The organism is Streptomyces sp. NPDC057682 (assembly GCF_042799575.1).
Lineage (GTDB): Bacteria > Actinomycetota > Actinomycetes > Streptomycetales > Streptomycetaceae > Streptomyces.
The window spans coordinates 367,177-377,715 of record NZ_JBHVIN010000006.1 but is presented as its reverse complement, the minus strand read 5'-3'; the positions used below and the strand labels follow the sequence as shown (position 1 = coordinate 377,715).

General features: G+C 74.9%; 12 protein-coding genes. 6 read left to right on the top strand and 6 right to left on the bottom strand.

From position 1 onward, the window contains the following. Nucleotides 1-118: 118 nt before the first annotated feature. The 4 genes from ACFVDM_RS13795 to ACFVDM_RS13780 are packed head-to-tail and all read left to right on the top strand — an operon-like array spanning nucleotide 119 to nucleotide 3,717. Nucleotides 119-739 carry a hypothetical protein gene (locus ACFVDM_RS13795; RefSeq protein ID WP_383637740.1) on the top strand — a complete coding sequence of 207 codons (621 nt, stop codon included), beginning with the start codon at nucleotides 119-121 and terminating at the stop codon, nucleotides 737-739. Then, nucleotides 736-1,710: a DUF6895 family protein gene (locus ACFVDM_RS13790; RefSeq protein ID WP_383637737.1), complete on the top strand. Its 975-nt coding sequence runs from the start codon at nucleotides 736-738 to the stop codon at nucleotides 1,708-1,710. Before ACFVDM_RS13795 ends, ACFVDM_RS13790 begins: the two co-directional genes overlap by 4 nt. 22 nt (nucleotides 1,711-1,732) lie before the next feature. Next, on the top strand, nucleotides 1,733-2,662 hold the full coding sequence (locus ACFVDM_RS13785) for a DUF6895 family protein (RefSeq protein WP_383637735.1): 930 nt from the start codon (nucleotides 1,733-1,735) through the stop codon (nucleotides 2,660-2,662). Next, the gene (locus ACFVDM_RS13780) at nucleotides 2,659-3,717 is read left to right on the top strand and encodes a serine hydrolase domain-containing protein (protein ID WP_383637732.1); all 1,059 of its coding nucleotides are present in this window, start codon (nucleotides 2,659-2,661) and stop codon (nucleotides 3,715-3,717) included. Before ACFVDM_RS13785 ends, ACFVDM_RS13780 begins: the two co-directional genes overlap by 4 nt. A 65-nt stretch (nucleotides 3,718-3,782) precedes the next feature. Here the strand turns inward: ACFVDM_RS13780 and ACFVDM_RS13775 are convergent, their stop codons facing one another. From ACFVDM_RS13775 to ACFVDM_RS13760, 4 genes are read right to left on the bottom strand one after another with little or no spacing between them, the layout of a single operon-like run. Then, nucleotides 3,783-4,832: an NAD(P)H-dependent flavin oxidoreductase gene (locus tag ACFVDM_RS13775; protein ID WP_383638037.1), complete on the bottom strand. Its 1,050-nt coding sequence runs from the start codon at nucleotides 4,830-4,832 to the stop codon at nucleotides 3,783-3,785. Nucleotides 4,833-4,846: 14 nt separating this feature from the next. Further along, the gene (locus tag ACFVDM_RS13770; protein WP_383637729.1) at nucleotides 4,847-5,626 is read right to left on the bottom strand and encodes a CoA-transferase subunit beta; all 780 of its coding nucleotides are present in this window, start codon (nucleotides 5,624-5,626) and stop codon (nucleotides 4,847-4,849) included. Beyond that, the gene (locus tag ACFVDM_RS13765; RefSeq protein WP_383638034.1) at nucleotides 5,623-6,471 is read right to left on the bottom strand and encodes a CoA transferase subunit A; all 849 of its coding nucleotides are present in this window, start codon (nucleotides 6,469-6,471) and stop codon (nucleotides 5,623-5,625) included. The genes ACFVDM_RS13770 and ACFVDM_RS13765 overlap by 4 nt, the downstream gene beginning before the upstream one ends. 14 nt (nucleotides 6,472-6,485) lie before the next feature. After that, nucleotides 6,486-7,241 (bottom strand): enoyl-CoA hydratase family protein, encoded by a 756-nt coding sequence (locus ACFVDM_RS13760; RefSeq protein ID WP_383637726.1) that lies wholly within the window; start codon nucleotides 7,239-7,241, stop codon nucleotides 6,486-6,488. Between the two features lie 134 nt (nucleotides 7,242-7,375). Here ACFVDM_RS13760 and ACFVDM_RS13755 point away from each other — a divergent pair, with 134 nt between their 5' ends. Beyond that, nucleotides 7,376-8,296, top strand: a complete 921-nt coding sequence (locus ACFVDM_RS13755; protein ID WP_383637723.1) for an SDR family oxidoreductase — start codon at nucleotides 7,376-7,378, stop codon at nucleotides 8,294-8,296. 63 nt (nucleotides 8,297-8,359) lie between these two features. Here the strand turns inward: ACFVDM_RS13755 and ACFVDM_RS13750 are convergent, their stop codons facing one another. Beyond that, nucleotides 8,360-8,851, bottom strand: coding sequence for a nuclear transport factor 2 family protein (locus ACFVDM_RS13750; protein ID WP_383637720.1), 492 nt, complete (start codon nucleotides 8,849-8,851; stop codon nucleotides 8,360-8,362). Next, the gene (locus ACFVDM_RS13745) at nucleotides 8,848-9,723 is read right to left on the bottom strand and encodes an LLM class F420-dependent oxidoreductase (RefSeq protein ID WP_383637717.1); all 876 of its coding nucleotides are present in this window, start codon (nucleotides 9,721-9,723) and stop codon (nucleotides 8,848-8,850) included. Before ACFVDM_RS13745 ends, ACFVDM_RS13750 begins: the two co-directional genes overlap by 4 nt. Before the next feature lie 177 nt (nucleotides 9,724-9,900). On the opposite strand from ACFVDM_RS13745, the gene ACFVDM_RS13740 reads away from it, so the two are divergent. After that, on the top strand, nucleotides 9,901-10,500 hold the full coding sequence (locus ACFVDM_RS13740; protein WP_383637714.1) for a TetR family transcriptional regulator: 600 nt from the start codon (nucleotides 9,901-9,903) through the stop codon (nucleotides 10,498-10,500). The last annotated feature ends 39 nt before the right edge of the window (nucleotides 10,501-10,539 follow it).

Genomic DNA, 10,539 nt, shown 5'->3' with positions numbered 1-10,539 from the left:
CGGGTGGGGGGGGCGGCCCCCCCCCCCCCCCCCGCCCCCCCCCCCCCGGGGGGGGGGGGGCCCCCCCCCCCCCCCGGGGGGGCCCGCCGCCGGGGGCCCCCCCCCCCACCTCGCCACGGTGTGCGGCGCTGCCGGAATCGACGAGGACGACCGGACGGGAATCGCCGCGGTACGCGTCATCGGCGCCGATCTGCTCCTGCCCAGCGTGCTCCACGGGCGCCATCCGCATCCGGGCGACGTCGCCCTCCTCCACCGCGCCGTGCGGGAGTTCCCGCCCCGGCCCGACGCCTCCGACGCCGCGATGTGGAGCCACTGGGGCATGATGTCCGCCCTGCACCGGTCGGCACCGGCCGCCGTCGCCGCGGGCCGGCCGCCGCTCGCGGTCTCCCCGGCCGAGGAGCCGGACGCGGCCTGGCTCGAAGGCGCCCCCTGGCAGTCCTTCACCCATCAGCTCTCCGTTCTCGCCCCGCTCGCCGTTCCCGCCGCCTCCTCGGCCGTGCACCGCGCCGCCGCCCACCGGGTCGTCGACCTGGCCCGGGGCTTCGTCCGCGCGGTCCGCCGGCGCGACTGGCTCCAGGCGGCGGGGACCGGCCGCTGGCTGGCCGCGCTGGACGGCCGGCCCGACAGCCTGGGCCTGGACCACGGACTCGACTTCGTCGAACTCATGGGCGGCACGGACCCCCGCGTCGCCCTGCACGTCCGGGCGGCCCGGCTCATGGCAGAGGGACGGCCGCGGTGACGGCACCGGCGGCCACCGCGCCCGGCGTCACCGCGGGCGCGGCCCTCTCCGTCCTGCCCGGCGTGCTGCGCGGGGCACTCGGCTGGACCGACACCCACCGCGACGGCTTCGTGCTCCCGCCGGACGTGCTGGAGCCGCACACCAAGGTCGACCACACCCTCAAACCCCTGGGCGAACTGGCCCAGCTCTGCTCGACCGTGTGCCGCGCCACCGCCCCGGACACCCCGGAGCACCGTACGGCCCGGGACCTCATCGCGTTCGCGTGGGACCAGGTGCGCGCCGGTGACCTGCTCCTGGACCTGCTGCGCGGTGAGCCCTTCGCCACCTACCCGTACGAGATCTACGCCGCCTTCGCCGGGCGCGGACTGCGCAACGAGCGCTTCGAGGCCCTGGCCGGCACCCTCGCCGCGACCCGGGGCTGGGCCCACACCGAGCAGCAGGCCAACCGGGAGCTGGGCCTCGTCAACTCCGAGCGGCGGGTGGGCGACGCCCCGCACGCCGACGCCGGCACGGTGCTCGCGCGCACCTGGCTGGGCGGGCTCTGCGAACCGTGGACGTTCGAGGGCCCCTCCGGCTACGCGCTGACCCACACCGTCTTCCACGTCACCGACTGGTGCTGCTTCCCCGAGCGGATGCCGGCGGACATCGACGCCTATCTGCGCGCCTGGCTGCCGCCGTGGACCGACGGCTGTCTGGAGAGCCTGCAGTGGGACCTGACGGGCGAACTGCTCGCGGTCGCCGCGGCGCTGCCCGGCCCGCCGCCCGCAGACCTGATGGACGCCGCCTGGCCCGCGCTCGCCGCCGCGCAGGCGCCGGGCGGCGCGGTGCCGGAGACGGGCCCCACGGCCGATCCGGCGGACGGGGACCCGGATCCGTACCCCTTCCTCGCCTGCTACCACTCCACCCTGGTCACGGCCTTCGCCGCCGCGCTCTGCCTCGGCCGGCTGACCGGCCCCGGGGTCTCCGCATGAGCCGTACGAAGGGAATCGCCGCATGAACGGCAACGGCATCCAGCAGATCCACGACGTCGGCGCACGGGCCCTGGAGTGGCTGTACACCCACCGGTCGGGGTTCCGGCTGGACGACGACCCGCCGCCCGAGGTGGGGGTCCTGGACCGGTTCAAGCCGCTGGGCGAACTGGCCCTCATCAGCAAGGTCATCTTCCGCGAGGGCGTCGCCGGCTCCCGGCAGGCCGCCCTGGCCCGCAAGCTCCTCGACCACGCCTGGCACGAACTGCTGGGCTCGGGGAGCCGCCTGCTCGACGGCCAGCGGCGCGAACCGCTCTGCCCGGTCCCGATGGAGGTCTACGTACCGTTCCGGGAACTCGGCTACGAGGCCCCGCCGCTGGAGGCGGCCGTGCGGCTGAACCACCGGCTGACCAGCTGGGGCGCGCTGGAGGTGGTGCCGGTGCGCCGGCTCGGACTCAGCGCCATGGAGCGCCGCTTCGGCCTGGAGCCGAGCATGCCGGCCGACGAGGCGTTCCGGCGCACCTGGCTGTCCCGGCAGCCCGAGCCCTGGACGGTCGAGGGAAACATCGGCTACGACATCACCCACACCGTCTTCCATCTGACCGACTGGGGCGCCGACCCGGCCGGACTCCCCGCCGACGTGGCGGACTACCTCGCCCTCTGGCTGCCGGCCTGGCTCGACGACTGGCTCGACCTCGGGCGCTGGGACCTGCTGGGCGAACTGCTCGTCGTGGACGCCTGCCTCCCGGAACCGACGCTCGACCCGGCGGCCTGGGCGGGATTCGCCGCGGCCCAGCAGCCGGACGGAGCGATGCCGGTGATGGGAGACATGCCGGAGGGCGACGAGGAGTCCGTCTTCGACCTCGTCTACCACCCGACCCTGGTCGCCGCGTTCGCCTCCGCGCTGGCCCTGTCCCGCTCCCTGTCGGACCTCAGCGCACCGGCCCCGGCGTGACAGCCCGGCAGGAGGCCCGGCCGGCCGCCGACGGCCCTCCGCACCGGGACGACGTCGAGAAGGCGCTCCTGCTGGCCGAGGCCGCCCGGACCATCGAAGCGCCCGGCCTCGTGCTCGCGCTCAGCGACCGGAACCGGCGCACCTACTGGCTCGACGGGGGCGCGCGGCCGGAGGACGCCCCCCGCTACGAACTGGGCTCCGCCTCCAAGCCCTTCACCGGGCTGCTCCTGGCCGCACTCGTCGCGGCGGGACGCGTGCGCTACGAGGACCGGGCGGCCGAACTGCTCGCCCCCGGGCATCCGGTGCACCCCTCGGTGCGCGCGATCACCCTGCGCCATCTGATCACCCACACCTCGGGTCTCCCCGGGCTGCCGGCCGACTTCTATCCGCAGGCCCTGCCCCGGTGGTCGACGGCGCCGTACAGCCGCTACCCGGCCGACCGCGTCGTCCGCGCTTTCCTGCGCGCCCGTCCGCGCCACCGCCCCGGCACCCGCTGGCACTACTCGAACTTCGCCGTCTCCGTACTCGGTCACACCCTGGCCGCCGCCACCGGCACCCCCTGGGAGACGCTGCTCCAGAGGGAAGTGCTGGACCCGCTCGGGCTGCACGGCACCCGGCTGCGGCCGGGACCGCCGCCCGGTGACGCGGTGGGGCACCGGCGCGACGGCACACCGCTGCCCGCGCTGGACACCGGGGGTTTCCCGGCGGCCGGAGCGGTCCGGGCGGCGCCCCCGGACCTGCTGACCTTCCTGGAGGCCCACCTGCCGGAGGCCTCCGCGCCCACACCCGCGCTGGCCGCCGCCTTCGCGGACGTACGGCGCCCGCTGCTGCGCCGCGGTCCGGGGCACGCCCACACCCATACGCTCACCTGGTTCCGCCATCCGTCACCGCGCGGACCGGTCTGCTTCCACGCGGGGGCCACGCTCGGACAGCAGATGTTCCTCGGCTTCCGCCCGGACACCGGGACCGCCGTGGCGGCGATGTGCGCCCGGCGGGTCCACCGGACGGACCCGTTCGTCGCGACGGTCCACGCACTGCTGACGGAGAGGCTCTGACGTTCCGCGCGGAAGCGGGGGCGGTCCGGAGGGATCCGGACCGCCCCCGGGCGGTGTCCGGGAGGTCAGTCCGCCCCGGGCAGGTCCTTCAGGACCGTCCGTGCCTCGGCCATGACGCGCTCCACCAGCTCCGCGCACGAGGGCAGGTCCTCGATCAGCCCGGCCACCTGGCCCGAGGCCATCACCCCGATGTCGGTGCGGCCCTCGACCAGCGAGGCCTTGAGCAGCATCGGGGTGTTGGCCGCCAGCAGCACCTGGCTCCAGGTCAGCTCCTTGCCGTGCTTCATCGCCAGACCGTCCCGGACCAGCTGCGGCCAGCTCGCCCCGGACTCCTTACGGAACGCCGAGGCATGCCGTACCGCCCTGAGCAGCGAGGAGACCCGGCCGGCACGCTCCAGGGAGTCGACCATCGAGGTGCGGAGCATCCGGTGCGGCAGCCCGTCCACCCGGTCGGTGACCGTGACGTCCTTGACGGTGGCCGCCAGGTACTTCGCCTTCACCGCGTCCGGGACGGTGCTGTCGGAGGTCAGCAGGAAGCGTGTCCCCATGCCGATCCCGGCCGCCCCGAAGGCCAGCGCGGCGACCAGACCGCGGCCGTCGCGGAAGCCGCCCGCCGCGATCACCGGGATCCCCACGGCGTCGACCACCTGGGGGAGCAGCACCGTGGTGGCGACCTCGCCGGTGTGCCCGCCGCCCTCGCCGCCCTGCACCATCACCGCGTCCGCGCCCCACGCGGCGACCTTCTCCGCGTGCCTGCGCGCCCCCACCGAGGGGATGACGACGACGCCGGCGTCCTTGAGCCGCGCGATCAGGTCCTTCGAGGGGGCGAGGGCGAAGGACGCCACCTTCACCCCCTCCTCGACGATGATCCGCACCCGTTCGCCCGCGTCCCCGGCGTCCGCCCGCAGGTTCACGCCGAACGGCGCGTCCGTACGGGACTTCACCTCGCGGACCGCCGCGCGCAACTGCTCGACCGTCATCGTCGCGGAGGCCAGGATGCCGAGCGCGCCCGCGTTCGCGGAGGCCGACACCAGGCGGGGGCCGGCCACCCAGCCCATCCCCGTCTGCACGATCGGGTACCGCACCCCGACGAGGCGGGTGAGCGCGGTCGGCATCGGGGCCGTCCCGGTCACGCCGGGACCTCGCGCTCGCGCAGCCCCGCGGGGTCGATGACCTCACGGATCAGCCGCAGCTCCGCCTCCGTGGGCTCCCGGGTGAACGGCACCTCGTCGGGGACGGTGAGGGCGAAGCCGGTGGCCTCGGTGACCTGTTCGACGCTCACCCCGGGGTGCAGCGAGCGCAGCCGCATCGTGCGGTCGGGCGTCTCGAAGTCGAACACCCCGAGGTTGCTGACCACTTCGGGGATCCGGTGGAAGCGGGTGGCGGACGGGCCGGCCTCGGCCGCGCGCGCGTACCCGACGCCGCTCACCATGTCGACGTGCTCCACGAAGACCCGGGAGGAATGCTTGGGAACCCAGTAACTCGTGGCGTTGTTCAGGGTGTTGACCGGGGCCCCACGCACCCCGAGGAGCTGGCGCGCGGGCCGGGCCCAGTCGCCGATGCAGGAGATGTTCTGGTTGCCGTGCCGGTCGATCTGGCTGGCGCCCATCATCACGTGGCGGCGGCCCGTGGCGGTCAGCGTCAGATGCTGCCGGAAGGGCAGCCACCCCTCGACGGTGCCGGGCCGCGCCCCCACCGCCGGGGTGTCGGCCATCAGCAGGGCCTCCCCGTCGGTCAGCAGCAGATCCGGCGAGAAGGTGAGCCGGGCCAGCCGCGCGCCGATGGCCGGCACGGTGCCCATCGGGCTGGCGAGGATCTCGCCCGCGCCCCGCCAGGCCTCGGCGCAGGCCACCACGCAGTACTCGGCGCGGCTCACGGCCCGGGTGGCGGTGGTGTCGGTGGCGCTCATGCTTCCTCCTGGTGGAACGCGGTGACGGCGGCCTGGTAGGCGGCCTCGTCCCCGGACAGGAACCGTTCGACGAAGGCGGGCCACGCCTCGGGGTCGCGGGCGGCCCGCACATAGGCGCGCTGGAAGGACTCGTCCCGGTCGTGGTCGGGGACGCACGAGGTGAAGTGCGCGCCGTTCGGCGTCTCGACGACACCGTCCACGAAAGGCCGCTTCACGAGCAGCGTCTGCGGCCCGTGCTCCTTGAGCAGGTCCGCCGTCTCGACGATCCGCTCGCAGGAGACGTAGGCGTGGTCGGCGGCCTCGCAGAACAGGTCGTCGAAGTACGGATCGGGGCCCAGGTACTGGCCGTTGCCCTGCCGGTCCGCGCGGTTGACGTGGACCAGCGCCGCGTCCAGCCGCAGGGCCGGGGCGGCCACCAGCTTCTCCCCGTCCTCGTACGGCGAGGTGACCGTGCGCAGCGCCGGGTTGACCGTCATCAGGTCCGAGCCCAGTCCGGCGCGCACCGGCATGAACGGCAGCCGCTGCGCGCCCGCCGTCAGCCCCCACATCATCATCGCCTCGTCCAGCTCGGCCATCTCGAAGGCGCCGCGCTGCCGGGCCGCGGTGAAGTGCGGCTCCAGCGGTATCGAGTCGAGCGTGCCGAACGCCGCCACCAGCTTGCGGATCTTCCCGGCCGCCGCCAGCAGGCCCACGTCCGGGCCGCCGTAGGAGACCACCGTCAGATCCGTCACGTCCGAGCGCAGCAGCGCCCGGACCAGGGCCATCGGCTTGCGCCGCGAACCCCAGCCGCCGATGCCGAGCGTCATGCCGCTCTCCAGCCGGGCGACGACGTCCTCGGGCGTCATCGTCTTGTCCTGTGTCACGCCTGCTGCTCCTTGTCCGTGCCGAAGGTGTCGCGCACACGGGCGGCGACACCGCTGAGATTGGCCTCGAAGGTGAAGCCCTGCTCGAAGCGGTAGCTGCGGCGCACGTCGACCGGGTCGATGCCGTTGATGGCCGCCTTGGCCATCCGGATCAGGGAGCCGTCCTTCGCGGCGATCTCGCGGGCCAGCTCCAGCGCGGCCGCGGCGAGCTTCTCCCGGGGGACGACGTCCCACACCGAGCCGTGCCGGTGCAGTTCGACGGCGGTGACGGTGCGCGAGGTGTAGTAGAGGGTGCGCATCAGATGCTGGGGGACCAGCCGCGCCAGATGCGTGGCGGCGCCGAGCGCGCCCCGGTCCAGCTCGGGCAGGCCGAAGGTCGCGTCCTCGCTCGCCACGATCGCGTCCGCGTTGCCGGCCAGCCCGATGCCGCCGCCCAGGCAGAAGCCCTGCACCGCGGCGACGACCGGGACCTCGCACTCGTAGACCGCGGCGAACGCCTCGAAGCAGCCCCGGTTGGCGCCGATCAGGGCCTCGGGGCCCGCCGCGCGCTGCATCTCCTTGATGTCGACGCCCGCGTTGAAGCCCCGGCCCTCGGCCGCGAGGACCACGCAGCGGATGTCCGGGTCGGCCCCGGCGGCGCGTACGGCGGCGGCGAGGTCGTACCAGCCCCGGACGGGAAGGGCGTTGACCGGAGGGAAGTCCACGGTGACGACGGCGACGCCCTCTTCCGGGACCGAGGTGGAGACACCCATGAGCAGATCAGCTACCTTTCCACCTAACGTTTGTTTGGTTCAAGGTAGCAGCGATACGGACGCCGTGGGAGGGCGTCGTACCACTGAGTGGTCCGGCACCCGCTCCCCGCCCGTCGAACGGAAGGACATCCGTCATGACCGCACCGACCCCCCTGTGCACGGGACGCGTCGCCGTCGTCACCGGCGCCGGCCGAGGACTCGGCCGCGCCCACGCCCTGGCCTTCGCCGCCGAGGGGGCCAGGGTCGTCGTCAACGACCTCGGCGTCGGCCTCGACGGCTCGGGCACGGGCACCGGCCCCGCCCAGCAGGTCGTGGAGGAGATCCGCGCGGCCGGCGGCGAGGCCGTCGCCCACCACGGGGACATCGCGACCGCCGAGGGCGCCGCCTCTCTCGTCGCCACCGCCCTCGACTCCTTCGGCCGACTCGACACCCTCGTCAACAACGCCGGATTCCTCAGGGACCGGATGCTGGTCAACCTGGACGAGGACGACTGGGACGCCGTCACCCGGGTCCATCTGCGCGGCCACTTCCTGCCGCTCAAGCACGCCGCCGCCCACTGGCGCGCCGAGGCCAAGGCGGGCCGTGCCCCGCGGGCGAGGGTCGTCAACACCGGCTCGGGCGCCGGGCTCCTGGGCAGCGTCGGCCAGGGAAGCTACTCCGCGGCCAAGGCCGGGATCGTCGCCCTGACCCTGGTGGCCGCCGCCGAGATGGGCCGTTACGGGGTCCAGGTCAACGCCATCGCCCCGGCCGCCCGCACCCGGATGACCGAGGAGACCTTCGCCGAGACCATGGCGGCGCCCGGCGACGGGGCCTTCGACGCGATGGCCCCGGAGAACGTCTCCCCGCTCGTCGTCTGGCTCGGCTCGGCCGCCTGCGAGGGCGTCAGCGGCCGGGTCTTCGAGGCCGAGGCCGGACGCATCACCGTGATGGAGGGCTGGCGGCCCGGCCCCACCGCCGACAAGGGCGCCCGCTGGACCCCCGCCGAGGCGGGCGAGGCCGCCACCGGACTGCTCGCCCGCGCCGAGACCCCGCAGCCGGTGTACGGGGCGCGCTGACCCGGACGCGCGGCGACGCCGGAACGGACCCCGCAGGCCGTTCCGGCGCCGCCGCGCGGGCGTTCAGGAGTCCGCGGGCTCGCCGCGCACCCCGCGTACCAGCAGCTCCGGGGACTCCGGGCGCCCGTCCAGGATCCGGTTGGTGCGGGTGACGACCCGCCAGCCCTCCCCGGTGCGCCGCAGCCGCCAGTGGTTGGCGGTCGCCCGCCGCACCACGTAACGCTCCTCCTCCCGCACCACCATGAGCGAGTGGCAGACGGCGACGGCCTCGTCGCCGTCCACCGTGATGTGCGGCGGACCCACGACATGCGCGCAGCCCCCGGCGATCCAGCCCCGGTGGGCGGGGGAGCGCACCATGCCCTCGATCCGCTCCCGCCCGGCGAGGAACAGCTCGTCGATGTCGTACACCCCGTCCGGCGCCCACAGCGCCGCGACCCCCACCGCGTCGCCCCCGTCCGCCAGCGGTCCGTACGACGCCATCATGCGGGCGATCTCGCGCTCGTCCTCCAGCGCGGCGAGCCGGGCCTCCAGCGCGGCCAGCCGGTCCCCGCTCATGCCCGCGCCTCCCCGTCCGCACCGAGGTCCGCGATCTTGGCCAGGGCCTCCAGCTGTTCCACGTAATGGCCCGCCGACTCCGCGCCCAGCGAGACGCCGACGAGCGTCGCCCCGGCCTCCGTCACCACACGCAGCCGGTCCGCCGTGCCCTCCGGGTCCCCGGACGGATCGAGCGGCCGGCCCGCGCTCAGCACCACCTCGAAGCCCTCGGGCACCGGGGCCGCGTCCAGCATCTCGCGCAGCCGCTCCAGCGGCAGCCCGAAGGGAACCCACCCGTCGCCGTGGACCAGCGCCCGGCGCAGCGAGCGCGGGGTGCGGCCACCGATCCAGAACGGCACCCGGGGCTGCACCGCGTGCGGCTCCACCACGAAGCCCTCGTACGCGAAGTGCTCGCCCCGGTAGGCCGGTTCGCGCCGGGACAGCGACGCCCGCAGGGCGGCGATCGCGTCGTCCGCGATCGAGCCCCGGCCCTCGAAGGCCGCCCCCAGCAGCCGGAACTCCTCCTCCAGGCTGCCGACCCCGAGCCCCAGCACCAGCCGGCCGCCGGAGACCCGGTCCAGCGTCCCGTAGCGCTTCGCGATCTCCAGCGGATGGTGGTAGCCCAGCACCAGGACCTGCGTGGCCAGCCGGATGCGCCGGGTCCGGGCCGCCAGATGGCCGAGGGTGGCGAGCGGGTCCCAGTAGGTGCCGCCGCGCTGCTCGGCCACCTCCACCGGCACCGCGACATGCTCCGAGCAGGTCAGATGATCGAAGCCGAGCCGGTCGGCCGCCTCGGCCACCGCCCCCAGCTCCTCGATGCCGGCCGTGCGCTCCCAGGGGGAATGGACTCCGGGGACGGCCGTGACGACCGGACTGTTGATGCCGAGCCGCATGGACAACCTCTTTCGGGCGGGGACGGGGGAGTGTCCGCCCATCCAAGACGCGCCCGCCCGGCACCCGCAGGGGTCGTCCCGGTGGGCGGGAGGGCGCGCGTCCCACTCAACGGAACCGCCGCCCCGGGCCCGTCCCGGGCGGGGGACCATCGGCCGCCGGCGGAAGGACGGAGCACCGTGCCCCGAACCAACGGCGAGCGGACCCCCGCACGCCCCACCTCGGTCAGACAGCACCAGCGCCACGCCCGCATCCTGCGCGTCGCCGCCCGTCTCGGCGCCGAACACGGCCTGGAACGCATGCAGATGCACGACGTGGCCCGCGAGTCCGGGGTCGCCATCGCCACCCTGTACCGCTACTTCCCCTCCAAACCGCACCTGTTCGCGGCCGTCATGCACGACCAGGTCCTGCGCATGGAGGCCGAGACCCCGCCGCCCCCGCCCGGCACCGAGGCGGCCGAGGCCGTCGGCGACCTGCTCACCGGGGCGAGCCGACGGCTCTTCGAACAGCCCCTGCTGGCCCTGGCGATGATGCAGTCCGGCAACGTCTCCACCACCGGCACCGACCGCCGCTCCCGGACCACCGACGAGATCCTCGCGGACCTGGTGCTGCGCACCGCGGGCGTCGCCGAGCCCACCGAACGCGACCGCAGCGTGGCCCGCATCCTGGAACAGGCCTGGTACGGACTGCTCACCACGGTCCTCTACGAGCGCGCCTCGCACCGCGAGGCCCTGGACGGCATCCGCCTGGCCTGCCGCCTGCTGCTGCGCCCCGTCTGACCCCTCGCGTCCGGTCAGCGGGACGGCGGAAACCCCCGC

Coding starts and splice junctions, on each gene's coding strand:
- ACFVDM_RS13760 (WP_383637726.1), bottom strand. CDS start 7,241: ATGGGTGTCTCCACCTCGGTCCCGGAAGAGGGCGTCGCCGTCGTCACC.
- ACFVDM_RS13755 (WP_383637723.1), top strand. CDS start 7,376: ATGACCGCACCGACCCCCCTGTGCACGGGACGCGTCGCCGTCGTCACC.
- ACFVDM_RS13765 (WP_383638034.1), bottom strand. CDS start 6,471: ATGACGCCCGAGGACGTCGTCGCCCGGCTGGAGAGCGGCATGACGCTC.
- ACFVDM_RS13745 (WP_383637717.1), bottom strand. CDS start 9,723: ATGCGGCTCGGCATCAACAGTCCGGTCGTCACGGCCGTCCCCGGAGTC.
- ACFVDM_RS13775 (WP_383638037.1), bottom strand. CDS start 4,832: ATGCCGACCGCGCTCACCCGCCTCGTCGGGGTGCGGTACCCGATCGTG.
- ACFVDM_RS13770 (WP_383637729.1), bottom strand. CDS start 5,626: ATGAGCGCCACCGACACCACCGCCACCCGGGCCGTGAGCCGCGCCGAG.
- ACFVDM_RS13750 (WP_383637720.1), bottom strand. CDS start 8,851: ATGAGCGGGGACCGGCTGGCCGCGCTGGAGGCCCGGCTCGCCGCGCTG.
- ACFVDM_RS13785 (WP_383637735.1), top strand. CDS start 1,733: ATGAACGGCAACGGCATCCAGCAGATCCACGACGTCGGCGCACGGGCC.